This is a genomic window from Micromonospora sp. NPDC005173, assembly GCF_040608515.1.
GTDB lineage: Bacteria > Actinomycetota > Actinomycetes > Mycobacteriales > Micromonosporaceae > Micromonospora.
In genome coordinates, this window is the sequence record NZ_JBEXIK010000030.1 from 45,618 (window position 1) to 69,361 (window position 23,744).

Annotated in this window: 23 protein-coding genes; 15 read left to right on the plus strand and 8 right to left on the minus strand. The window is 71.6% G+C overall.

Annotated features, from left to right (window positions below; all coding sequences use genetic code 11):
- Positions 1–55 precede the first annotated feature (55 nt).
- The 3 genes from ABZV00_RS26555 to ABZV00_RS26565 form a co-directional block, all read right to left on the minus strand.
- Complete coding sequence (locus tag ABZV00_RS26555) at positions 56–1,087, minus strand: LacI family DNA-binding transcriptional regulator (RefSeq protein WP_355610662.1); 1,032 nt, start codon at positions 1,085–1,087, stop codon at positions 56–58.
- A 203-nt stretch (positions 1,088–1,290) separates the two neighbouring features.
- Positions 1,291–2,514, minus strand: a complete 1,224-nt coding sequence (locus ABZV00_RS26560; protein WP_355610665.1) for a sigma-70 family RNA polymerase sigma factor — start codon at positions 2,512–2,514, stop codon at positions 1,291–1,293.
- A gap of 6 nt (positions 2,515–2,520) precedes the next feature.
- Entirely contained in the window at positions 2,521–2,931 is a 411-nt protein-coding gene (locus ABZV00_RS26565; protein WP_355610740.1) for a hypothetical protein, read from the minus strand.
- A 256-nt stretch (positions 2,932–3,187) separates the two neighbouring features.
- Here ABZV00_RS26565 and ABZV00_RS26570 point away from each other — a divergent pair, with 256 nt between their 5' ends.
- The 11 genes from ABZV00_RS26570 (at position 3,188) to ABZV00_RS26620 (ending at position 15,957) form a co-directional block, all read left to right on the plus strand.
- Positions 3,188–4,711, plus strand: a complete 1,524-nt coding sequence (locus tag ABZV00_RS26570; RefSeq protein WP_355610668.1) for a sugar ABC transporter ATP-binding protein — start codon at positions 3,188–3,190, stop codon at positions 4,709–4,711.
- Positions 4,708–5,769 carry an ABC transporter permease gene (locus ABZV00_RS26575; protein WP_328415601.1) on the plus strand — a complete coding sequence of 354 codons (1,062 nt, stop codon included), beginning with the start codon at positions 4,708–4,710 and terminating at the stop codon, positions 5,767–5,769. Before ABZV00_RS26570 ends, ABZV00_RS26575 begins: the two co-directional genes overlap by 4 nt.
- Positions 5,759–6,814, plus strand: a complete 1,056-nt coding sequence (locus ABZV00_RS26580) for an ABC transporter permease (protein WP_355610671.1) — start codon at positions 5,759–5,761, stop codon at positions 6,812–6,814. Before ABZV00_RS26575 ends, ABZV00_RS26580 begins: the two co-directional genes overlap by 11 nt.
- Before the next feature lie 37 nt (positions 6,815–6,851).
- Complete coding sequence (gene rhaS, locus ABZV00_RS26585; protein ID WP_355610674.1) at positions 6,852–7,937, plus strand: rhamnose ABC transporter substrate-binding protein; 1,086 nt, start codon at positions 6,852–6,854, stop codon at positions 7,935–7,937.
- Between the two features lie 65 nt (positions 7,938–8,002).
- On the plus strand, positions 8,003–8,404 hold the full coding sequence (locus ABZV00_RS26590) for an L-rhamnose mutarotase (RefSeq protein WP_355610677.1): 402 nt from the start codon (positions 8,003–8,005) through the stop codon (positions 8,402–8,404).
- Positions 8,401–9,582: an L-rhamnose isomerase gene (rhaI, locus tag ABZV00_RS26595; RefSeq protein ID WP_355610680.1), complete on the plus strand. Its 1,182-nt coding sequence runs from the start codon at positions 8,401–8,403 to the stop codon at positions 9,580–9,582. Before ABZV00_RS26590 ends, rhaI begins: the two co-directional genes overlap by 4 nt.
- Positions 9,583–9,618: 36 nt before the next feature.
- Positions 9,619–11,652 (plus strand): bifunctional aldolase/short-chain dehydrogenase, encoded by a 2,034-nt coding sequence (locus tag ABZV00_RS26600; RefSeq protein ID WP_355610743.1) that lies wholly within the window; start codon positions 9,619–9,621, stop codon positions 11,650–11,652.
- A 30-nt stretch (positions 11,653–11,682) separates the two neighbouring features.
- Entirely contained in the window at positions 11,683–13,122 is a 1,440-nt protein-coding gene (locus ABZV00_RS26605) for a rhamnulokinase family protein (protein ID WP_355610683.1), read from the plus strand.
- Positions 13,123–13,124: 2 nt separating this feature from the next.
- Positions 13,125–13,907: a (Fe-S)-binding protein gene (locus ABZV00_RS26610; RefSeq protein ID WP_355610686.1), complete on the plus strand. Its 783-nt coding sequence runs from the start codon at positions 13,125–13,127 to the stop codon at positions 13,905–13,907.
- A 17-nt stretch (positions 13,908–13,924) separates the two neighbouring features.
- Positions 13,925–15,358 (plus strand): LutB/LldF family L-lactate oxidation iron-sulfur protein, encoded by a 1,434-nt coding sequence (locus ABZV00_RS26615; protein ID WP_355610746.1) that lies wholly within the window; start codon positions 13,925–13,927, stop codon positions 15,356–15,358.
- Positions 15,355–15,957 (plus strand): LUD domain-containing protein, encoded by a 603-nt coding sequence (locus ABZV00_RS26620; RefSeq protein WP_355610689.1) that lies wholly within the window; start codon positions 15,355–15,357, stop codon positions 15,955–15,957. Before ABZV00_RS26615 ends, ABZV00_RS26620 begins: the two co-directional genes overlap by 4 nt.
- A 23-nt stretch (positions 15,958–15,980) precedes the next feature.
- Here the strand turns inward: ABZV00_RS26620 and trxA are convergent, their stop codons facing one another.
- From trxA to shbA, 5 genes are all read right to left on the minus strand, one after another.
- The gene (gene trxA, locus ABZV00_RS26625; protein WP_355610692.1) at positions 15,981–16,328 is read right to left on the minus strand and encodes a thioredoxin; all 348 of its coding nucleotides are present in this window, start codon (positions 16,326–16,328) and stop codon (positions 15,981–15,983) included.
- On the minus strand, positions 16,301–16,690 hold the full coding sequence (locus tag ABZV00_RS26630) for a MerR family transcriptional regulator (RefSeq protein WP_355610695.1): 390 nt from the start codon (positions 16,688–16,690) through the stop codon (positions 16,301–16,303). Before ABZV00_RS26630 ends, trxA begins: the two co-directional genes overlap by 28 nt.
- 72 nt (positions 16,691–16,762) lie before the next feature.
- Positions 16,763–17,968: a D-alanyl-D-alanine carboxypeptidase gene (locus ABZV00_RS26635; protein ID WP_355610698.1), complete on the minus strand. Its 1,206-nt coding sequence runs from the start codon at positions 17,966–17,968 to the stop codon at positions 16,763–16,765.
- Positions 17,969–18,232: 264 nt separating this feature from the next.
- The gene (locus ABZV00_RS26640; RefSeq protein WP_355610701.1) at positions 18,233–19,126 is read right to left on the minus strand and encodes a hypothetical protein; all 894 of its coding nucleotides are present in this window, start codon (positions 19,124–19,126) and stop codon (positions 18,233–18,235) included.
- Entirely contained in the window at positions 19,123–19,701 is a 579-nt protein-coding gene (shbA, locus tag ABZV00_RS26645) for an RNA polymerase sigma factor ShbA (RefSeq protein WP_355610704.1), read from the minus strand. The genes ABZV00_RS26640 and shbA overlap by 4 nt, the downstream gene beginning before the upstream one ends.
- Before the next feature lie 165 nt (positions 19,702–19,866).
- Between shbA and ABZV00_RS26650 the strand changes: the two genes are divergently transcribed.
- Genes ABZV00_RS26650 through ABZV00_RS26665 form a run of 4 tightly spaced genes read left to right on the plus strand, consistent with a single transcriptional unit; the run spans position 19,867 to position 23,741 of the window.
- Positions 19,867–20,883, plus strand: coding sequence for an ABC transporter ATP-binding protein (locus ABZV00_RS26650; protein ID WP_355610707.1), 1,017 nt, complete (start codon positions 19,867–19,869; stop codon positions 20,881–20,883).
- A complete protein-coding gene (locus tag ABZV00_RS26655; RefSeq protein ID WP_355610710.1) occupies positions 20,880–21,650 on the plus strand; it encodes an ABC transporter permease in 771 nt (256 codons plus the stop codon). The genes ABZV00_RS26650 and ABZV00_RS26655 overlap by 4 nt, the downstream gene beginning before the upstream one ends.
- A 1-nt stretch (position 21,651) precedes the next feature.
- Positions 21,652–22,455 carry an ABC transporter permease gene (locus ABZV00_RS26660; protein WP_328415631.1) on the plus strand — a complete coding sequence of 268 codons (804 nt, stop codon included), beginning with the start codon at positions 21,652–21,654 and terminating at the stop codon, positions 22,453–22,455.
- Between the two features lie 2 nt (positions 22,456–22,457).
- Entirely contained in the window at positions 22,458–23,741 is a 1,284-nt protein-coding gene (locus ABZV00_RS26665) for an MCE family protein (RefSeq protein ID WP_355610713.1), read from the plus strand.
- Positions 23,742–23,744 lie beyond the last annotated feature (3 nt).

The following is a 23,744-nucleotide window of genomic DNA, read 5'->3' on the forward strand; positions in this document are numbered from 1 at the left end:
ACAAGGAGCCGGGCGGGCAACCGCCCGGCTCCTCGTCGTCGAGGAGCGGCCGTCGTCAGCGCCGGGTGCGCCGGGGTTGGTCGCTGGAGCGGCGGACGACCAGCTCCGGCTGGAACACCACGTGCCGGTGCTGGTGCCTGTCGCCGGCCTCGGCCTCCTCCAGCAGCAGCTGCGCGGCGGTACGGCCGAGCTGGTCACGGGGCTGGCGCACCGACGACAGCGGCACCGCGGCCGCGTCGGCGAACTCGATGTCGTCGTACCCGACGATTGCCACGTCGGCCGGCACCCGCAGGCCGCGCGCGGTCAGCTCCTGGAGTACGCCGAGGGCGATCAGGTCGTTGGCGCAGAAGACGGCGGTGGGGCGCTGCCGGGCCGGCAGCGTCAGCAGCTCCTCGGCGGCGCGCCGGCCGGCGGCGACGGTCAGGCTAATGGTCACCGCCACCCGGAGCTCGGCGTCGCTGCCCCGTTCCTCCAGGGCTGCGGCGGCGCCGGCGTGCCGGTCGGCGACCTGGGCGATGGAGAGCGGGCCGCCGAGGTAGGCGATGCGGTGGTGGCCCTGGTCCAGCAGGTGGTCCATGGCGAGCCGGCCGCCGAGGACGTCGTCGACCGCCACCGAGCACCGGTTCACCCGGCCGGTGCCCCGGTCCACCAGCACCACCGGGATGCCCCGGTCGATGAGCCTGTCCAGGTTGGGTTGGGGGCCGTGGTCGACGGGGGTGATGAGCACACCACGGACCCGCTGCTCCTCCAGCAGCTCCAGGTGGCGGCGCTCGCGGGCGCCGTCCTCGCCGCTGTTGCAGACGACGAGCATGGCGCCGGCTTCCTCGATCACCTGTTCGGCGCCCCGGACCACGTCGGTGAAGAACGGGTTGGCCACGTCCAGCACGACGATGGCGACGGTGCGGCTGTGCCCGGCGCGCAGTTGACGCGCGGAGTCGTTGCGGACGTAGCCGAGGGTGGTGATGGCGTCGAGCACCCGCTGGCGGGTGGCCGGGGCGACCATGTCGGGCCGGTTGAGCACGTTGCTCACTGTGCCGAGGGAGACGCCGGCGTGCCGGGCGACCTCCTTGATGTTCGCCGTTGCCATGGCTCCCTCGACGCTCCGTACGGTGGTCGCGGCCCCACGCCCGGCGCGGGCTTCGCGGTCGCGGCGATCCCCGAACGTGTCGCGCGGGACGGCTCGACCGGGTCGCCCCGGCAGTGTATAGCTGCTAAAACGTTTCATCCAGCCGAGCCGCGCCGCCGCGCAGCGGATCGCACGTCTTCATCCCGACCGCCGATCGTCCGACATCACGTTCCGCGAGCCGATCCGCTGGCGGGACAAGCTCGCGCGTGGGCGGCCTGGCGGACCAGGTGGTCGCGCTCGGCGACGTTCGTGGCCCGGCGGGCCGCCTCTGCGTACGCCGAAGCGGCGGCGGGCAGGTCGCCGTCGAGCTCGTGCAGGTGCCCGCGCACGGCGTGCCACCGGTGCCGCTCGCCGATCACCTCGCGCAGCCGGTCCGTCTCGCGCAGCCCGGCGGCGGCACCGAGGACATGGCCGACCGCGACCGCGCGGCCGAGTACCGCGGCGGGGTCCTGGCGCACGGGGTCGTCGGTCAGCGCGACGAGGTCGTCGTACCAGGCGAGGATCTGCGGCCAGTCGGTCTCCTCGGCGCTCGCCGCGTCGTCGTGCAGGGCGGCGATCGCGGCCTCGACCTGGTAGCGGCCCGGGCGCCGCTCTTCGGTCTGCATGGCGAGCGCCGACTGCAGGACGCGCACGCCCTCGGCGATCTCGCGCGTGTCCCACCGGCCGCGGTCCTGCCGGTCGAGCGTGACGATCCGGCCCTCGGGATCGAGCCGCGCCGGGAGCCGGGCGTGGTTCAGCAGCATCAGCGCGAGCAGCCCACGCGCCTCGGGCTCCTCCGTGGCCAGGGTGAGCTGACGGGCGAGCCGGATCGCCTCGCCGGCCAGGTCCACCCGGCCCGCGTGGCCGGCGGTGTAGACGAGGTAGAGCACGCGCAGCACGACGGCGAGGTCGCCGGGCTGGTCCAGGCGACGCCCGCGCAGGGTGCGCTTGGCGCGGCTGATCCGCTGCGCCATCGTCGCCTCGGGGACGTAGAAGGCGTCGGCGATCTCCCGGGTGGTGAGGCCGCCGACGGCGCGCAGGGTCAGCGCCACCTGGGACGCGGGCGCGAGGTCCGGGTGACAGCAGCAGAAGAGCAGGAAGAGGGTGTCGTCGCCCTCCTCCGTGGTGGCCGGCCGTGGCTGCGCGTACGTCGTCTCCTCGCGGCGGTGTCGGGCGACTGCGCTGCGGTGGGCGTCGACAAGCCGCCGCGTCGCGACCGTGGTCAGCCACGCGCGCGGGTCGCGAGGCGGATGCTCGGGCCAGACCCGGAGCGCCTCCAGCAGCGCCTCCTGGAGCGCGTCCTCGGCGGCGTCGAAGCCCTCGCCCCGGCGGACCAGGCCCGCGAGTACCCGCGGGACGAGGGCCCGCAACGCGCCCTCGTCCCGTCGTTGCACCGGTTCGTCGGTCACGCCGGGTCAGTCCTCCGACGGCGTTCCGGACATGACCTCCCGGACGTCGATCCACTCGTACAGCGGCGTGCCGCCGGGACCGGGCTCCGAGGACACGTACGCCGCGAGCTCGACCGCGCGCTCGTGGGACTCGACATCGATCATGTACCAGCCCGCAGCCAGGTCGCTGGTCTCGGGGAGCGGGCCATCGGTGGTGACGGGCGCCGCGTCCGGACCGCCGTAGCGCACCCAGGTGCGTGCCGGCGTGAGCGCCTGCGCGTCGACGTACTCGCCGTTCTTCTCGAGCAGCTCGCTGACGTGCCGGAGGAAGGCCATGTGCGCCTCCACGTCCTCGGGCGCCCACTGGTCCATCGGGGGCACGGGACGGTGCGGCTCCGGGCCGCCGCGGTAGTGCTTGAGGAGCAGGTACTTCGGCATCGTGGTCTCCTGGTGTCGTGGGCCGCGCCCGTCGAGGCCCTTCATCTGGTGAGCGGAGCCGGCCGGCGCTTCTCGACATCATGCCGCTCGTAAAAAGCGAAGAGCTGACGAACAGCCCCGGTCGGCCGCCGCCGTTGCCGGCGGAGGCACGGTGCATCAGCAACAGGGAAGAAATCACGGCGAAACTCTTGACGCTCTCGAAGGCCGGCCCCTACGGTCCATGCACGACTCATGAAACGATTCAGGAGGGGATCGGATGACCGCCGACGCACCAGGCACGGACAGCGCTCCGCTGCTGGTCCTCGACGGCGTGACGAAGTCCTTCGGGGCCGTCGCCGCGCTGCGCGGGGTGCACCTGGCGCTGCACTCCGGCGAGGCCCACGCCCTGGTCGGCGAGAACGGGGCGGGCAAGTCCACCCTGGTGAAGATTCTGGCCGGCGCGCACGCACCGGACTCCGGCGGGATGACCCTGGACGGGCAACCGCTGCGGCTGCGCGGTCCCGCCGACGCCCGGGCCGCCGGCATCGCGGTCATCTACCAGGAGCCGACGCTCTTCCCGGACCTGTCCGTGGCGGAGAACATCTTCATGGGCCGGCAACCGCTGCGCGGCCTGCGTCGCATCGACACAGCGGCGATGAACCGCGACGCCGAGCGACTGTTTCAGCGGCTGGGGGTCCGGATCGACCCGACCCGCCCCGCGCGTGGGCTCTCCATCGCCGACCAGCAGCTCGTCGAGATCGCCAAGGCGATCTCGTTCGACGCCCGCGTCCTGGTCATGGACGAGCCCACCGCCGCGCTTTCCGGTGTGGAGGTCGAGCGGCTCTTCGCGGTCGCCCGGTCGCTCTGCGAGGGTGGGGCGGCGGTGCTGTTCATCTCGCACCGGTTCAACGAGGTGTTCGACCTGTGCCACCGCATCACCGTGCTGCGCGACGGCGCCTGGGTCTCCAGCGACCACGCCGCCGACCTGAGCGTCGACGAGGTGGTGCGGCGGATGGTCGGCCGGGACGTCTCCTCGCTCTACCCGAAGCAGGACGCCGAACTGCGGGACACCCTGCTCGAGGTCCGCGGGCTGACCCGCGCCGGTGTCTTCACCGACGTGTCGTTCTCCGTCCGCGGCGGGGAGATCGTCGCACTCGCCGGGCTGGTCGGCGCGGGGCGCAGCGAGGTCGCCCGCGCCGTCTTCGGCGTCGACCGCTACGACACCGGCGACGTGCTGGTCGCCGGCCGGGCCGTCCCGGCGGGGAACCCGGGCCGGGCGATCGCCGCCGGCATGGCGCTGGTCCCCGAGGACCGACGGCAGCAGGGCCTGGTCATGGAGCTGTCGGTGGAGCGCAACGCCACCCTGGCCCGCCGCCGGGCACTGAGCCGGCTGGGCCTGCTGCTCGGCGGTGCGGAGCGTGCCGAGGCCCGCCAGTGGACGCGGCGGCTACAGGTGAAGGCCTCCCGGCTCGGCGCGCCCGTGGCCACCCTCTCCGGAGGCAACCAGCAGAAGGTCGTGCTCGCCAAGTGGCTGGCCACCGAACCACGGGTCCTGATCATCGACGAACCCACCCGTGGCATCGACGTCGGCACCAAGTCCGAGGTGCACCGGCTGCTCTCGGAGCTGGCCGGCGAGGGCCTGGCGATCCTCATGATCAGCAGCGAACTGCCCGAGGTGCTCGGCATGGCCGACCGGGTCCTGGTCATGCACGAGGGACGACTGGTCCGCGAGCTGCCCCGGGCCGAGGCGGACGAGACCTCCATCATGTTCGCCGCCACCGGTCAAGGAGCGACCGCATGAGCCTCACCGACGCCGGCGCTCCCGAACGGGCCGCCGGGAACGCCCCGACCGACCCCGGTCGGCAGCGCCGTGGCCTCACCGAGCGGCTGCTCGCCGTACGCGAGCTGAGCCTGCTGATCGCGCTCGGCGTGCTGGTCCTGGTGACCACCCTGCGCAATGATCGGTTCCTGAGCGGGCAGAGCATCAAGGACCTGCTGCTGGGCTGCGCGATCCTGGTGATCCTGGCGGTCGGCCAGACCCTGGTCATCGTCACCCGCAACGTCGACCTCTCGGTCGGCTCGATCCTGGGTCTGGTCGCCTTCGCCACCGGCTCGCTGTTCCTCTCCGCACCCGGTACGCCGTGGCCCGTGGCGCTCGTCGTGGGTGTCGCGCTGGGCGCGCTGTGCGGCGCGGTCAACGGCGGCCTGATCGCGGTGGCCCGGGTGCCCGCCCTGGTGATCACCCTCGGCACCCTCTACGCCTTCCGCGGCGTCGACTACTACTGGGCATCCGGCCGGCAGATCAACGCCGCCGACATGCCCCCGTCGTTCCTGCGGCTGGGCAACCAGACGGTCCTCGGCGTACCGGTGCTGTTCCTCGTCGCGCTGGTCGTCGTCGTCGCCGTCGGCTTCTACCTGCGTTCCTACCGCAGCGGCCGGGAGCTGTACGCGATCGGCTCCGAACCGGCCGCCGCCCGGCTCTCCGGCATCCCGGTGGGTCGACGGGTGTTCGCCGTGTTCGTCGCCAACGGCGCGCTCGCCGGGCTCGCCGGCGTGCTGTACGCGGCCCGGTTCGGCACCCTCGACGCGGCCGCCGGCACCGGCCTGGAACTCCAGGTCGTCGCCGCCGCCGTGGTCGGCGGAGTGGCGATCTTCGGCGGCAGCGGCAGCGCCTACGGCGCGGCGCTCGGCGCCGTGCTGCTGACCACGATCGGCAGCTCGCTCGCCGTCCTGCGCATCGACCCGTTCTGGCAGCAGGCCGTGGTCGGCGCACTCATCCTCGCCGCCATCGGGCTGGACCGGCTCCTGGCCCTGCGGGTGGCGGCCCGGCTCCGAGGGAGAAGCGCGCATGGCGCATGACAGCCTGTACGCCGCACCGCCCACCGCCGAGGCCGAGCCCGGCGCGGGCCGCCTCGCCAGCCTGCGCGGGCTGCTCGGCTCCTGGGACGCGGTGATCGTCGCCGCCGTCGTGGTGGCCGTGCTGGTCGCCAGCCTGACCGTGGAGAACTTCGCCACCGGCCGCAACGCCCAGTTCCTGCTGCTCGACCTGATGCCGCTGGCGCTCATCGCGCTGCCGATGACCCTGATCGTGATCACCGGCGAGATCGACCTCTCGGTGGCCAGCATGGTCGGCCTGTGCAGCACCCTGATGGGGCAGCTCTGGCTCTCCAGTGGACTGTCCCTGGAGCTGATCTGCGTCCTCGTGGTGCTGCTGGGCGCCGTGCTCGGCGCGGTGAACGGCCTCTTCGTCACCGGCTTCGGCCTGCCGTCGCTGGCGGTGACCATCGGCACGCTCGCCCTCTACCGGGGGCTGTCCTTCGTCGTGCTCGGCGACCAGGCGGTCGCGGACTTCCCGGCCGACTGGACCGCCGCCGTGGTGCGCAACATCCCCGGCACGTCGATCCCGGTCGTGGTGGTGCCGCTGCTGGTGCTCGCCGTGATCTTCGGGGTCGTCCTGCACGCCACCGCGGCCGGTCGCGCGCTCTACGCCATGGGCAACAACGACCAGGCCGCCACCTTCACCGGCGTCTCGGTGGCCCGGACGAAGTTCTGGCTCTTCGTGGTCTCCGGTGCGGTGTGCGGGCTGGTCGGCATCCTCTGGACCCTGCGGTACGCCAGCGCCCGTGGCGACAACGCCACCGGCCTGGAGTTGACTGTGGTGACCGCCGTGCTGCTCGGCGGTGTCTCGATCTTCGGCGGTCGGGGCGCGCTGCTCGGTGTGCTGGCCGGCGTGCTGCTCCTCGGCGTCCTGCGCAACGCGCTGCAACTCGCCGACGTCGACGCCAACGCGCTGACGATCGTCACCGGCAGCCTGCTCATCGCATCCGTCGTGCTGCCCAACGCCGTCGCGGACATCCGCGCCCGGCTGCACCGTCGACGACAGCGGCACCCCGTCGCTTCGTGACGTCCCCCGCGTACCAACCACCCCCGGAAGGATGACGATGTCCGCGTACCGCAGAGGCCTCCGTGTCGGGGCCACCAGCCTCACCCTCGCCGCACTGCTGCTCAGCGCCGCAGCCTGTGGCGGCACAACCCGGGACAACTCCAACAACGACGCCGGCGCTGGCAACCAGGCGAGCGGCGCCGCCAATCCCGACGCCGCCATCAAGGAAGGGCTGAAGATCGCCTTCCTGCCGAAGGCGCTGAACAACCCCTACTTCACCGTCTCGGACAACGGCGGCAAGGACGCGGTCACCGAGATCAAGGGCGAGTTCAAGGAGGTCGGCCCCTCCGAGGCCAGCGCCTCGTCCCAGGTCAGCTACATCAACACCCTGTCCCAGCAGGGCATGGACGTGATCGTCACCTCGGCCAACGACCCGAACGCGATCTGCGGGGCGCTCAACCAGGCCAAGGCGGCCGGCGCGAAGATCGTCACCTTCGACTCCGACACCAAGCCGGAGTGCCGCCAGATCTTCGTCAACCAGGTGACCGCCGAGGGCATCGCCGAGAACCAGGTCAAGCTCATCTCGCAGCAGATCGGCGGCGAAGGCGAGATCGCCATCCTCTCCGCCACCGCCAACGCGACCAACCAGAACGCCTGGATCGCGCTCATGAAGGAAGAGCTGAAGAAGCCCGAGTACAGCAAGATCAAGCTGGTCACCGTGGCGTACGGCAACGACGACGACCAGAAGTCCTTCCAGGAGACCCAGGGTCTGCTGCAGTCGTACCCCAACCTCAAGGGCATCATCTCCCCGACCACGGTCGGTGTCGCGGCGGCCGGCCGCTACCTCAGCGGGTCGCAGTACAAGGGCAAGGTCAAGCTGACCGGGCTGGGCACCCCGAACCAGATGCGCCAGTACGTCAAGGACGGCACCGTCGACGCGTTCGCCCTGTGGAGCCCGGCCGACCTCGGTTACCTCGCGGCGTACGCCGGAGCGGCACTGGCCTCCGGCCAGATCACCGGCGCCGAGGGCGACAAGTTCAAGGCCGGCAAGCTCGGCGAGTTCACCGTCGGCAAGGACGGCGTGGTCATCCTCGGCCCGCCCACCGTCTTCGACAAGAGCAACATCGACCAGTTCCAGTTCTGACCGCCCTCCCGGTCGGTGCCGGCGCACGCCGCGCCGCACCGACCGGGGGAGCCGACGGGAGAACCATGCCCCGCGTCTGCTTCACCCTCCAGGTCGACCCGGACCGACTGGACGAATACCGCGCCCGCCACTCGCGGGTCTGGCCGGAGATGCTCACCGCCCTGGCCGAGAGCGGCTGGCACGACTACTCGCTCTTCCTCCGCGAGGACGGCCTGCTCGTGGGCTACCTGGTAACCGACGACTTCGCGGCGGCCCAGGCCGCCATGCAGGAAAGCGACGTCAACGCCCGCTGGCAGGCGGAGATGGCGCCGTACTTCGTCGACCTCGACAACGGCGCCCCCGACCGCGCCATGCGGCCGTTGGACGAGGTCTTCAACCTTGAGGCGCAGCTCGCCGCGAAACCTGACACGCGGCTCGCCACCGAGCCTGAGACGCGGCTCGCCGCGAAGACGGGAGAAACCCCATGACGCAGCCCGACGCGCAGACCCTCGACCGGGTCAAGCAAGCCCTGCGCGGCCAGCGCATCGAAACCCCGTCCTGGGCGTACGCCAACTCCGGAACCCGGTTCAAGGTGTTCCCGCAGGAGGGCGTGCCGCGCAATCCGTACGAGAAGATCGCCGACGCGGCGGTCGTGCACCAGCTCACCGGCGTCGCGCCGACGGTGGCCCTGCACATCCCATGGGACCGCGTCGACGACTACGCCGACCTCGCCGCGTACGCGGGGGACCACGGAGTCGGCCTGGGCGCGATCAACGCCAACGTCTTCCAGGACAACGACTACAAGCTGGGCAGTGTCACCAACCCGGATCCGGGTGTGCGCCGCAAGGCGATCGACCATCTGCTCGAGTGCGTGGACATCATGGACCGCACCGGCTCCCGCGACCTGAAGCTCTGGTTCTCCGACGGCACCAACTACCCGGGCCAGGACGACATCCGGGCCCGGCAGGACCGGCTCGCGACGGCGCTGCGCGAGACCTACGACCGGCTCGGCGACAACCAACGGCTGCTGCTGGAGTACAAGCTGTTCGAGCCGGCCTTCTACGCCACCGACGTGCCGGACTGGGGCACCGCGTACGCGCACTGCCTGGAGCTGGGCCCGAAGGCGCAGGTGGTCATCGACACCGGGCACCACGCGCCGGGCACCAACATCGAGTTCATCGTGGCGATCCTGCTGCGCGCCGGGAAGCTCGGCGCCTTCGACTTCAACTCCCGCTTCTACGCCGACGACGACCTGATGGTCGGTTCCGCGGACCCGTTCCAGCTGTTCCGGATCATGCACGAGATCGTCCGCGGCGACGCGCTGGCGCCGGAGGCCGGCATCGCCTTCATGCTCGACCAGTGTCACAACATCGAGCCGAAGATCCCGGCCATCATCCGCTCGGTGCTCAACGTGCAGGAGGCGACGGCCAAGGCGCTGCTCGTCGACCCGGACGCGCTCGCCGCCGCGCAGCAGACCGGTGACGTGCTCGGCGCCAACGCCGCGCTGATGGACGCGTACAACACCGACGTCCGGCCGCTGCTCGCCGAGCTTCGGACGGACCTGGGCCTGGACCCGGACCCGATGGCCGCGTACGCCCGCTCCGGATACTTCGACAGGATCCGCGCCGAACGCGCCGACGGCCAGCAGGCCGGCTGGGGCGCCTGACCACACCGAAGAACGCAGACTGGGGACGTGAGAACGATGCAATCCGAGGTTCAGGCGCTGATCGCGCGCAGCAACCGGCTCGGTGCCGACCCGACGACGACGAACTACGCCGGGGGCAACACCTCCGCGAAGGGCGAGGACACCGACCCGGTTACCGGCGGCCCCGTCGAGCTGCTCTGGGTCAAGGGCTCTGGCGGTGACCTCGGCACCCTCACCCAGGCCGGTCTGGCGGCGCTGCGGCTGGACCGGCTCCGTGCCCTCGTCGACGTCTATCCCGGCATCGAGCGGGAGGACGAGATGGTCGCCGCCTTCGACTACTGCCTGCACGGTCGGGGCGGGGCGGCGCCGTCGATCGACACCGCGATGCACGGACTGGTCGACGCGGCGCATGTCGATCACCTGCATCCCGACGCCGGCATCGCGATCGCCGCGGCCGCCGACGGGCCGGAGCTGACCAAGGAGATCTTCGGCGACCGGGTGTTGTGGGTCCCGTGGCGGCGGCCCGGCTTCCAACTCGGCCTGGACATCGCCGCCGTGGCGCGGGCCAACCCGCAGGCGATCGGCGTGATCCTCGGCGGGCACGGCATCACCGCGTGGGGCACGACCAGCGACGAGTGCGAGCGCAACTCGCTGGAGATCATCCGGTCCGCGCGGGCGTTCCTCGACCAGCGGGGCAAGGCCGAGCCGCTCGGCCCGGTCATCAGCGGCTACGAACCGCTGCCAGCCGACGAACGACGGCGGCGGGCAGCGGCGCTGTTCCCGGTGCTGCGTGGCCTCGCGTCCACCGATCGACCGCAGGTGGGTCACTTCACCGACAGTGACGTGGTGCTGGACTTCGTCGCGCGGGAGAGGCACCCCGCGCTCGCTGCCCTCGGCACCTCCTGCCCGGACCACTTCCTGCGCACCAAGGTCCGCCCGATGGTGCTCGACCTGCCACCCGCCGCGCCGCTCGACGACGTGATCGCCCGTCTCAAGGAGCTGCACGCCTCCTACCGCGACGACTACCGCGCCTACTACGAGCGGCACGCCACCCCGGACAGCCCTCCGATGCGCGGCGCCGACCCGGCCGTCGTCCTGGTGCCGGGTGTGGGCATGTTCAGCTTCGGTGCCAACAAGCAGACCGCCCGGGTCGCCGGGGAGTTCTACGTCAACGCCATCAACGTCATGCGTGGCGCCGAGTCGGTGTCGAGGTACGCGCCGATCGACGAGGCCGAGAAGTTCCGGATCGAGTACTGGGCACTGGAGGAGGCGAAGCTCCAGCGCATGCCGAAGCCGAAGGTCCTCGCCACGCGGATCGCGTTCGTCACCGGCGGTGGCTCCGGCATCGGCCGGGCGATCGCCCACCGGCTCGCCGCCGAGGGCGCCTGCGTCGTGGTCGCCGACCGGGACGCGGGGGCGGCCGCCGCCGTCGCCGCGGAGATCGGCAGCACCGACGTGGCGGTCGCCGTCGCCGCCGACGTCAGCGACGGTGACGCCGTGGCCGCCGCCCTGCGCGAGGCGGTGCTGGCCTTCGGCGGGGTGGACCTGGTCGTGAACAATGCCGGGCTGTCGCTGTCCAAGTCGCTGCTGGAGACGACCGAGGCCGATTGGGACGTCCAGCACGACGTGATGGCAAAGGGCTCCTTCCTCGTCTCCCGGGAGGCCGCGCGGGTGCTGCTGGCGCAGGGGATGGGCGGAGACCTCGTCTACATCTCCAGCAAGAACTCCCTGTTCGCCGGGCCGAACAACGTGGCCTACGGTGCGGCCAAGGCCGATCAGGCCCACCAGGTCCGGCTGCTCGCCGCCGAACTCGGCGGCCATGGCATCCGGGTCAACGGCGTCAACCCGGACGGGGTGGTCCGCGGCTCCGGCATCTTCGCCGGTGGTTGGGGTGCCAAGCGGGCCGCCGTCTACGGCGTGCCGGAGGAGAAGCTCGGTGAGTTCTACGCCCAGCGCACGCTGCTCAAGCGGGAGGTGCTGCCCGAGCACGTCGCCAACGCGGTCTTCGTGCTCACCGGCGGGGAGCTGTCGCACACGACGGGGATGCACATCCCGGTGGACGCCGGGGTCGCCGCGGCCTTCCTCCGCTGAGTACGGTTCAGCGGAGATGAGGACGAAGTGGTGAGTGCGGCCGCGCACCTCGCCGCCGTGGACGTCGGTGCGTCCAGCGGCCGGGTGATGGTCGCGCGCGTCAGCCCCGGAAAGCTGGAGCTGACCGAGGCGCACCGGTTCCGCAACGAGCCGGTGCGGGTGGCGGGCACCCTGCACTGGGACATCCTGGCGCTCTACCGCGGCGTCCTCGACGGCCTGCACGCCGCCGGTCCGGTCGCCAGCATCGGCATCGACACCTGGGCGGTGGACTACGGGCTGCTCGACGCCACCGGTGCGCTGCTCGGCAATCCGGTGCACTACCGCGACGGGCGTACCGACGGCGTCGGCGACCGGGTGGCGAAGCAGTTGGGGCAGGAACGGCTCTACACCACGACCGGGCTGCAGCACCTGCCGTTCAACACCCTCTACCAACTCGTCGCCGCCGCCAACACGCCGCAACTGGACATGGCGCACCGGCTGCTGCTGGTCCCGGACCTCATCGCGTACTGGCTCACCGGCGAGGTCGGCGCCGAGGTCACCAACGCCTCCACCACCCAGCTGTACGACCTGCGTCGCCGCGCCTGGGCGACCGACCTGATGGCCGACGCGGGGATCCGCAGCGAGCTGTTCCCGCCGCTGCGGGAGCCGGGCACGCGGATCGGCCCGGCCCTGCCCGCACTGGGCCTGCCCGGAGACCCCGCCGTGGTGGCGGTGGGATCACACGACACCGCGTCCGCCGTGGTGGGCGTACCGGCAGCCGGTGAACACTTCGCCTACATCTCCTGCGGCACCTGGTCGCTGGTCGGGGTCGAGCTCGACGCCCCGGTGCTCAGCGAGCCGAGCCGGCGGGCGAACTTCACCAACGAGTCCGGCGTCGACGGCACGATCCGCTACCTGCGCAACGTGATGGGCCTGTGGCCACTACAGGAATCACTGCGCACCTGGGGCACCACCGACCTGGCCGCCCTGCTCCGGCAGGCGGCCCGGGAGCCGGCCTTCCGCTCCGTCGTGGATCCGGACGACCCCGCGTTCCTGCCACCCGGCGACATGCCCACCCGCATCGCCGACGCCTGCCGCCGTACCGGCGAGCCGGTGCCGGTGACCCGGGCGGCCACGGTCCGGTGCATCCTCGACAGCCTCGCGCTGGCGCACCGGCGCGCCGTCCGTCAGGCGCAACTGCTCGCCGGTCGCCACGTCGACGCCGTGCACGTCGTCGGCGGCGGGGCTCGCAACGAACTCCTGTGCCAGCTCACCGCCGACGCCTGCGGCCTGCCGGTGCTCGCCGGGCCGGTCGAGGCCACCGCGCTGGGCAACGTACTCGTGCAGGCCCGCGCTCTCGGCATCGTCGGCGGCGACCTGTCGGCGCTGCGGGCCGTGCTGCGCGAGACCCAGCAGATCGTGCGCTACGAGCCACGAGGCGCCGAGACGACGTGGCGGGCGGCAGCCCAGCGTCTCGGATGGGAGGACTGAGGATGCGAATAGCGCTGTTCGTCACCTGCCTGGCCGACACCATGTTCCCCGAGGCGGCCAAGGCGACGGTACGGCTCCTGGAACGGCTCGGTCACGAGGTCGTCTTTCCGCAGGACCAGACCTGCTGCGGGCAGATGCACATCAACACCGGCTACCCGGACGACGCGCTGCGGCTGGTACGCCGGCACGTGCGGACCTTCGCCCCGTACGACGTGGTGGTCGCCCCCTCCGGCTCGTGCGTCGGTTCGGTGCGGCACCAGCACGCGATGGTGGCCCGCAGGGCCGGCGACGAGCGGTTGGCCAGTCGAGCCGAGGAGGTCGCCAGCCACACGTACGAGCTGTCGGAGCTGCTCGTCGACGTGCTCGGGGTGACCGACGTCGGCGCCTTCTATCCGCACCGGGTGACATACCACCCGACCTGCCACTCACTGCGGATGATCCGGGTGGGGGACAAGCCACTGCGGCTGCTGCGTCAGGTCCGCGGCCTGGACCTGGTGGAGCTGCCGCAGGCCGAGGAGTGCTGCGGCTTCGGCGGCACGTTCGCCGTGAAGAACGCGGACACCTCGACGGCGATGCTGGCCGACAAGATGCGCCACGTGCTGGCCACCCGAGCTGACGTCTGCACCGCCGGGGACGCCTCCTGCCTGATGCACATCGGCGGTGGACTGTCCCGCCTCCGAGCCGGAGTGCGGACCGTGCACCTCGCGGAGATCCTGGCCAGCACCGAGCCCACCGGCAACCCGGTAAAGCAGGCGCAGCGGCAGACCGGCGGGGTGCGGGCGTGACCCGGACCTTCCTCGGTATGCCCGCCACCGCGCCACGCGGCGTCGGACACCTGCGCGGCGAGGAGCCCTTCCCGGTCGCGGCCCGGCGGAGCCTCGCCGACGCCCAACTGCGCCGCAACCTCGGCCACGCCACCGCCACCATCCGCGCCAAGTCGGCAGCGGTCATCGACGAGGTCCCCGACTGGCAGGAGCTGCGGGAGGCCGGGCGGGCCATCAAGACCGACACGATGGCCCGGCTGCCCGAGCTGCTCCAACAGTTGGAGGCGGCGGTCACCGCGGCCGGCGGCACCGTGCACTGGGCCGCCGACGCCGTCGAGGCCAACCGGATCGTCACCGACCTGGTCAGGGCCACCGGCAGCAACCGGGTCATGAAGGTCAAGTCGATGGCCACCCAGGAGATCGGCCTCAACGAGGCACTGGAGGCCGCCGGCATCGAACCGGTGGAAACCGACCTCGCCGAGCTGATCGTCCAACTCGGGCGGGACAAGCCCAGCCACATCCTGGTACCCGCGATCCACCGCAACCGCGCCGAGATCCGTGAGATCTTCCTGCGCGAGATGCCCGGCGTCGACCCGGCGCTGACCGACGACCCGGCGATCCTGGCGGCCGCGGCCCGCCGTCACCTGCGTCGTACGTTCCTCAGCACCCGCGTCGCGGTCTCCGGGGCGAACTTCGCGGTAGCCGAGACCGGCACCCTCGCGGTGGTCGAGTCCGAGGGCAACGGCCGGATGTGCCTCACCCTGCCGGACACCCTGATCACCGTGATGGGCATCGAGAAGATCATCCCGACCTGGGCAGACCTTGAGGTGTTCCTGCAACTGCTGCCCCGGGCCTCCACCGGCGAGCGGATGAACCCGTACACCTCCATGTGGACCGGCGTCACGCCGGACGACGGGCCACAGGACTTTCACCTCGTGCTGCTGGACAACGGCCGCAGCGCGGTTCTCGCCGACGAGGTCGGTCGCCAGGCGCTGCACTGCATCCGATGCTCCGCCTGCCTCAACGTCTGTCCCGTCTACGAGCGCACCGGCGGGCACGCGTACGGCTCCGTCTACCCCGGGCCCATCGGTGCGGTGCTGTCACCGCAGCTGACCGGCGTGGAGGACAACGCCTCCCTGCCCTACGCCTCCTCGCTCTGCGGCGCGTGCTTCGACGCCTGCCCGGTGAAGATCGACATACCGTCGATCCTGGTGCACCTCCGCGCCCAGCACGTGGCGGCCTACCGCAGTGAGCACCGCCTGCCGAGCGCCGAGGCGATCACCATGGCCGCCGCCGCGTACACCATGGACCACCCGGCGATGTACGAGGCCGCGCAGCGCGCCTCGCGGGCCGCCCGTCTCGCCGGCCGGCGAGGCCGCGGCCTGCCCCCGCCGCTGTCCGGCTGGACCATCGGCCGCGACCTGCCGCAGCCGCCGCCGCAGACGTTCCGCGAATGGTGGGCACAGCGATGACCTCCCGTGAGTTGATCCTCGGCCGCCTCCGCGCGGCTCTCGGCGCGACGCCGACCACCTCCGGCGACGTGCCGCGGGGCTACCGGCCAGCCGGCGGTGCCGTGGACCTCGACGTGCTGGTGCACCGGCTCACCGACTACCGGGCCACCGTGCACCGGTGTGCCGACGGCGAGGTGGCGCAGGCCGTCGACACGATCCTTGGTGGCCGACGCGTCGTCGTCCCGCGCGGGCTGCACCGGCACTGGTTGCCCGACACCGTCGACGTGCTGACCGACGACAACCTCCCGAGGGAACAGGTCGCAGCGGCCGACGGGGTGGTCACCGCGGCGGCGGTCGCCGTCGCCGAGACCGGGACGGTCATCCTCGACGCGGCCCCCGACCAGGGGCGGCGGGTCATCACACTGCTGCCCGACGTGCACATCTGCGTCCTGCGTACCGATCAGGTCGTCGCGGGTGTCCCGGACGCCCTCGCGCGCCTCAACCCGCACCGCCCGCTCACCTGGATCAGCGGGCCGTCCGCCACCAGCGACATCGAACTCAACCGGGTCGAGGGCGTGCACGGCCCCCGGCACCTGCACGTGGTGCTCGTACCCCGCTGAACCGCACCGGCGGTGGGCCCGCGCTACAACAACTGGGCCTGTGCGGTCAGGGTCTGTCGCAGGTAGCTCTTCGGCCTCGACCCCACGGTCGATCCGACGACCTCGCCCCGGCGGAACACCAGCAGCGTCGGCAGGGACATGACGCCGTAGTTGCGCGTGGCCGTCGGGTTCTCGTCGGAGTTGAGCTTGGCCACGACCATCCGGTCGCCGAACTCCTGGGCCAGCTCGGCGAGGCTCTTCTCGATCGCCTTGCAGGGCGGGCACCACTCCGCCCAGAAGTCGACCACCACCGGCCGGTCGCTGGCCAGCACCAGTTCGGTGAACGTGTCGTCGGTGACGGTGACTAGCGAGCCAATCTCCGTTTGGGGCATGTTTCCTCCCGGTGCGCGATGGCATGGGTGAGCTGGGTGTGTAGCTGTTGGCGTACGGCGCCGAGCCGGTCGATGACGGCGTCGACCTCGACGAGCTTGCGCCGCAGCACCAGCACCGAGTCCGGGCAGACGTCGCCGGACGTGTTGCCGGCCCGAAGACAGGCGACGAACGGACGGACGTCGTCGAGGCCGAAGCCGACAGCGAGCAGCCCTCGGATCTCACGGACGACCCGTAGCTCCGCCTCGTCGTACACCCGGTAGCCGTTGGCGGAGCGCTGTGCCCGTACCAACCCGTGTGCCTCGTAGTAGCGCAGGGTGCGCGTACTCGTGCCGGCACGCTCAGCCAGTTCGCCGATCAGCATCCGACCTCCTCCACCAGCCCGTCGCAAGCACGCTAAACCTTGTCGCCAGCGTCAAGGCAAGGCGGCGTCTCGCTACCGTCGGGCGGCTTGCTGCCGCGCAGCTCTGCGCCGCCACGGGGCGGCCAGGATCAGGACGGCCAGCAGGACGGCAGTGCCGAGGCTCACCCCGGTGAGCAGCGGGATCGAGGATTCCTCGGCCTGAGCATGGTGCTCGCCCTTGACCGGGACCACTGGGCTGTCGTGCTTCTTCTCCTCGGGTGTGACCAGTTGTCCGACGGACGCGTGGGGAGGCAGGGCGAAGCCCCAGTTGAGCAGGGCCGCCGCCTCTCCGAGACTCCCCAGCGGAGCGGTCTCCGCTCCGAGCAGGGTCACCGCCAGCCGTCGACCGTTGCGCTCGGCCACACCGACGTATGTCTGACGAGCCAGGTCGGTGAAGCCCGTCTTCCCCCCGAGCGTCCCGGGATAGCTGCCCAGCAGCGTGTTGTCGTGAGTGATGGCGAATGCCGGGTTTCCCGGCTGTGCCGGTATCTGCGCCACCCTCGTTGCGATGTATCGCCGGAAGTCCTCCCTGGCGAAGGTGGCCCGCGCGATCAGCGCGAGGTCGTATGCGCTGGTGTACTGGCCGGGGCCGTCCAGGCCGGAAGGCGTCGCGGCGTGGGTCTGGTTCGCGCGCAGTCGACGTGCTTCGTCGTTCATCGCCTCGACCCCGCCCGGCCTACCCGCGGCGCCGCCGCCGACCCGAGCCAGCACGTTGGCCGCGTCGTTTCCCGATTTGAGCAGGAGCCCCAGCCACAGGCTCTCGACGGAGTACCGGCCACCCTCGACGACCCCCATCAGCGAGCTGGCTGGGTCGAGATCGCGCAGATCCGCCCTGGTCACCTCCACCATCTGGGCCGGATCGAGGCGGGGCATCAGGGACGCCGCCAGCAGCAGCTTCTGCACGCTGGCCGGCGTTCGGAGCTCGTGGGGGCCGCACCCACCCAGGACCTCACCACTGTTGAGGTCGGCCACGAGCCATGAGGTGGCGGTCAGTGCCGGCGTCATCGGCGCACCCGCGGGAATGGCCAGCCCTGCCGTCGCCAGCGCCTGCCCGCCGACCGCCCGGTCGGTGGGGTCGACCGGTGGTGGGGACGGTATCGCGGGCGGCGGCGCCGGCGGCTTCACGGCCGGGCACGGCACGGACGGCGCGGCCACCGCCGGTGTTGGTGGCAGGACCGCCACCGCGGGCAGGACCAGGATGGTGCTGAGCGCCACTGCGGTAAACCGATAGTCGGTCACATTAACGAACGGTAATCGTCAACGAGGCTGGCGCGGTCCGATTGGCGAAAGCGCGTGGGGTGACCTGGGCAAAGACGCCGGCGAAGGCATCGACCGCAGCGACGGGGCATTGTGTTCGGGCAGGCCGTCTGGGTCGTTACCGTCCGAGATGACGTCGTCTATACGTCTTTTCTGCGAGACGGTATTGGTTGTTCACAAAAGTGCCATCGCTGCTTGTAATGGGCAGCGCTTCGCGCCGTGGGTCTACCGGAGCACGGTGGCCGTCTACGGCGGGGAGTTCATGCCGAGCAGATCGCCGGTCGGCAGTGGCAGCGGCAGTCCGGGTAGCGACGGCAACACCGACGGGAGCGGCACCGACGGCAGCGGCAGTCGTGGCAGCGTCGGGTTGGCGGCGGATGTCGGCGGGTCCGTCGGCGCGGGACGCGGTGGCGCTGGTGCCGTCCCGCCCGGTGTCGCGGCGCCGGAGGGCTCGGGGGCGGCGGCCGTCGACGCCGTGGGTGACGGCGTCGGTGCCAGCGGGGACGTCGCGCAGCGGGGCCAGCCGGGGCATCCGTGCGCGGCCAGGTCCCGTAGGACGGCATCGATGTCGGCGCGCAGGCGGGTGGCGTCGGCCGGGTCGGTGATCCTGCCCAGGTCCCGCTGGGCCTGGTCGATCAGCTGTCGGGCCTCGTCGTACCGTCCCGCTGCGACGGCTTCGCGGGCGAGGCCGGTGGTGTGTTCGACGCCGAGCACCTCCGCCCGTTCGGGATGGAGAACCTTGGTCAGCGACCACAGCGGACTGGTCGGCCCGGCGTCGCGGCTGGCGACCCCCAGCCCCGTCGCCAGCATGAGGGCGGTGACCACGGCGGCGGCCAACCCCAGGGCTCGCCGTCCGAGCGGTTGCCACCGGGGCGGGCCGGGGACGGGGCCGGTGGGGGCGCCGGCCCGGAGCTTCCGGACCCGACGGTCGGGAGGTGGCGGGTCGGCGCGGACTGCGCCGTCGACCACGGTGTCCGGCAGGTCGGCGGTGACGTCGGCGCGCCAGGCGGCCAGCATCGCCGTGAGGCCGTCGGCGTCGGCCACCTGCTCGCCGCGGCCGAGCGCGGCGAGGAGCAGGTCGTCATGGTCGATCGCGGCGAGGTCCAACTCCTCGCCACCGTCCGGCCGGGGCTCGCTCATGCCGCCACCTCGTCAAGTCCGTCGCCGGCAAGCGTACGGAGCCGGGCCAGGGCACGGGACTGGGCCACCCGTACGGCCGGCGCCGACATGCCGAGGATCGAGCCGACTTCCTCGGCGGTGAGACCGACCGCCACCCGGAGGGTGATGATCTCCCGTTGGACGTCGGGGAGGCGGTGCAGCAGCACCGAGAGTCGGCGGGCCAGATCGGTGGCGACAGCCTGCTGCTCCGGACCCGGTGTGGTGTCCGCCTGCTCAAGGTGGGTGTCGGGGACGGCGATGGCGGCGCCCCGGACCGCCGCGCGCAGGGCGTCGGCGACCTTGTTCGCGGCGATGGCAAAGACGAACGCGGAGAACGGCCTGCCCTGGTCGCGATAGCGGGGAAGGGCCTTCAACACCGCCAGGCAGACCTCCTGGGCGACGTCGTCGGCGGTGGTGTACGCCCCACCGACGCGGCCCAGCCGGGCCCGGCAGTAGCGGACCAGCCCCGGCCGCACGGTGGTGAGCAGGGCAGCGAGCGCCGCCCGGTCACCGTGGGCGGCCAGGTGGACGAGCTCTGGCTCGATCGCTGTGGTCATGGGGACGCGAGACACCTTCGTTACCGGCCGGTTAACCGCACGCTATCGAGACGTACGCCACTTTGCCTAGTTCACCTTCCGTGTTGGTGGCGTAGCGCAAAGAAGTTGTTGCGCCCGGCCGGATCGCCGCGATGTCTCAGGTAGCGACCCGGGAAGGGAGGGCGGATGGGCGTCGAGGTGGCGGTGCAGGGGCTGACCAAGTCCTTCGGTGGCCAGCCGGTCTGGTCGGACGTCAGCCTGACCCTGCCGGCCGGCGAGATATCCGTGCTGCTAGGCCCGTCCGGCACCGGCAAGTCGGTGTTCCTCAAGACCCTGGTGGGGCTGCTACGCCCCGACGCCGGGTCGATCTGGATCGAGGGCAAGGACCTGCCCCGGCTCTCGGAGCGGGCGTTGTACGAGGTGCGCAAGCTGTTCGGGGTGCTGTTCCAGGATGGCGCGCTGTTCGGCTCGATGACGATCTACGACAACGTGGCCTTCCCGCTGCGGGAGCACACCCGCAAGTCCGAGTCCCAGATCCGCGAGGTGGTCACCGAGAAGCTCGACATGGTCGGCCTGGTCGGCGCCGAGAAGAAACTGCCGGGGGAGATCTCCGGTGGGATGCGCAAGCGGGCCGGCCTGGCCCGCGCGCTCGTGCTTGACCCCCGCATCGTCCTGTTCGACGAGCCCGACTCCGGATTGGACCCGGTTCGCACCGCGTACCTGAACCAGCTGATCATCGATCTGAACCAGCGGACCGGGGCGACCTTTCTGATCGTCACGCACGACATCAACACCGCGCGCACGGTGCCCGACAACATCGGCCTGATCTACCACGGGCACCTGGCCATGTTCGGGTCGCGGGAGACGCTGCTGTCCAGCACCGAGCCGGTGGTGCGGCAGTTCCTCAACGCCCAGCGGATCGGACCGATCGGCATGGCCGAGGAGAAGGACGCCGAGGAGCTGCGAGCCGAGGCGGACGCCGGCGTGGAACTGCCGCCGCTGCCGCCCATCCCGCTGCAGCTGCCGCCGTCGGACGGACTGCCCCGCGCCGCCGAGCGGCCACCGGGGCAGTGGTGCCGGGAGCACGGCGTCACCCCGCCACCCGGCTCCTTCGCCGGGCTACGCGACGCCGAAGAGCCCACCGTCGCGCTGAGCGGACCGCCGGCCGGGGACGGGCGGCAGGGAGCGGGGGTCCCCGGATGAGCGGCCCCGTCACCGCCGTACGGCACACCGGGGAGTTCTTCGCGTTCTGCCTGGACACACTGCGCGGCCTCGGCCGGCGACCGGTGCAGGTCCGCGAGCTCGTCCAGCAGGCCTGGTTCATCAGCTCGGTGTCGATCCTGCCCGCCGCGCTCGTCTCCATCCCCTTTGGCGCGGTCATCGCGTTGCAGCTCGGCTCGCTGGTCCGTCAGCTCGGGGCGCAGTCGTTCACCGGCGCGGCGTCGGTGCTCGCGGTGGTCCGTGAGGCGGGGCCGATCGTCACCGCGCTGATCATCGCCGGCGCGGGTGGCTCGGCGATCTGCGCCGATCTCGGCTCTCGGAAGATCCGCGAGGAGCTCGACGCGATGCAGGTGCTGGGCATCGATCCCATCCACCGCCTCGTGGTACCCCGGGTGCTCGCCTCGATGCTGGTCGCCGTGCTGCTCAACGGCCTGGTCAGCGTGGTCGGGGTGACGGGTGGCTACCTGTTCAACGTGGTCCTGCAGGGCGGCACACCCGGCGCGTACCTGGCCAGCTTCCAGGCCCTGGGGCAACTGCCCGACCTGCTGGTGGGTGAGGTCAAGGCGCTGCTGTTCGGCGCTGCCGCCGCGCTGGTCGCCTCGTACAAGGGGATGACCGCCAAGGGCGGCCCGAAGGGGGTCGGCGACGCGGTCAACCAGAGCGTGGTGATCACCTTCATGCTGCTGTTCGCGCTGAACTTCATCGTCACGGCCGTGTACTTCCAGGTCGTACCGCAGAAGGGAAGCTGACGTGCTGGTGCTGCGGTACCTCGACAACCTGGGCGGACAGCTCGCCTTCTACCTGCGGGCGTTCGCCTGGGCGCCGCGAACGGTGCGCCGCTACAAGCGTGAGGTGATACGGCTGCTGGCGGAGGTGAGCTTCGGCTCCGGCGCGCTCGCCGTGCTCGGCGGCACCGTCGGTGTCATCTGCTTCCTGACGTTCTTCACCGGCACCGAGGTCGGACTGCAGGGCTACCAGGCGCTCAACCAGCTCGGCAGCAGCGCCTTCACCGGTTTCGTCTCGGCGTACTTCAACACTCGGGAGATCTCCCCGCTGGTCGCGGCGCTGGCCCTGTCGGCCACCGTGGGCTGCGGGTTCACCGCCCAGCTCGGGGCGATGCGGATCTCCGAGGAGGTGGACGCACTCGAGGTGATGGGGGTGCCCTCGCTGCCGTTCCTGGTCACCACCCGCATGATCGCCGGATTCCTCGCGGTCATCCCGCTGTACGTGGTGGGGCTGCTCGCCAGCTACCTGGCCACCCGCACCATCGCCGTGCACTACTACGGCCAGTCGGCCGGCACCTACGACTACTACTTCCACCTGTTCCTGCCACCCGAGGACGTGCTCTGGTCCTTCGGCAAGGTGCTCGTGTTCAGCGTGATCGTGGTGCTGGTGCACTGCTACTACGGCTACACCGCCAGCGGCGGGCCCGCCGGCGTCGGCGTCGCGGTCGGACGGGCCGTCCGGCTCGCCATCGTCGCGGTCAACATCGTCGATTTCTTCCTGTCGCTGGCCATCTGGGGCGCGACCACCACCGTCCGGATCGCGGGGTGAGCATGAGACATCGCATTCTCGGCATCGTCTTCATCGCCGTACTGACCGCGGCGTTGACCGCCTCCGTGCTGCAGTACCGCAAGGCGTTCACCCCCGTCGACTGGGTCACCCTGCAGGCCGGTCGATCCGGACTGCAGCTGAGCCCGGGCGCCGACGTCAAGGTCCGCGGCGTCGTCGTCGGCGAGGTGCGCTCGGTCGGCAGCGAGGGCACCGGCGCGACCATCCGGCTGGCCCTGGACCCGACCTCGACGCCGCGGATCCCCGCCGACGTCAGCGCGCGGTTGCTGCCCAAGACGCTCTTCGGCGAGCGGTACGTCGAGCTGGTCCCGCCGGTCGGCGGCAACGCCGTACCGATCCGCGACGGCGCCGTCATCACCCAGGACCGCAGCAGCACCGCCGTCGAGCTGGAACGGGTTCTCGACGAGGCGCTGCCGCTGCTGCAGGCGGTGCGGCCCGACCAGCTCGCCGCGACGCTGGGCGCGATCGCCGCCGCACTCGAAGGTCGCGGCGAGCAACTCGGCGCCAACGCCGAGCGGCTCGATGCGTACCTGCGGCAGCTCAACCCGGCGATGCCGACCATCGCCGAGGACGTCCGGAAGCTCGCCGTCGTGCTGGACAGCTACGACGCCGCCCTACCCGATCTGCTGGCCCTCCTGCGGGACGTCACCGTCACCGCCCGTACGGTCACCGACCAGCGCGCACAGCTGGCGGCGTTCCTCGCCGACACCACCGACACCGCCGACGCCACCCGCAGCTTCCTCGACCGGCACGGTGACCAGCTCATCGAGCTCGGCCAGGTGAGTCGCCCGGTGCTGCAACTGCTCGCCACGTACGCCCCCGAGTATCCGTGCCTGATGAGCGGCCTGGTCGCCCTGCAACCCCGCGTCGAGGAAGTCTTCTCCGGCGGGCGGATGCACATCACCCTCGAGGTCACCCGCGACGGCGGCAAGTACGAGAAGGGACGCGACGAGCCCGTCTACGGCGCGCACGGCGGGCCGCAGTGCCGCGGCCTGCCCCAACCAGGGCAGCCGGCGCCCGACGTGCCCGTCAACGACGGTTACGACCGCGGGGGTGCTCGCCCGCGTACCCCGTTGCCCGTCGGCCTGCCGGCGACCGCGCCCGCCGGCGCTTCCCCGGCGATGGGCCGGGCCGCCACCGGCGAGGAACGCGCATTGGTCAAGCCCCTGATCGGCGCCGTCACCGGCATCCTGCCCGCGGAGGTTCCCGACATCGCGGTCCTGCTGTGGGGGCCGTTGCTGAGGGGAGGGGTGGTGAACGCGCGATGAGCA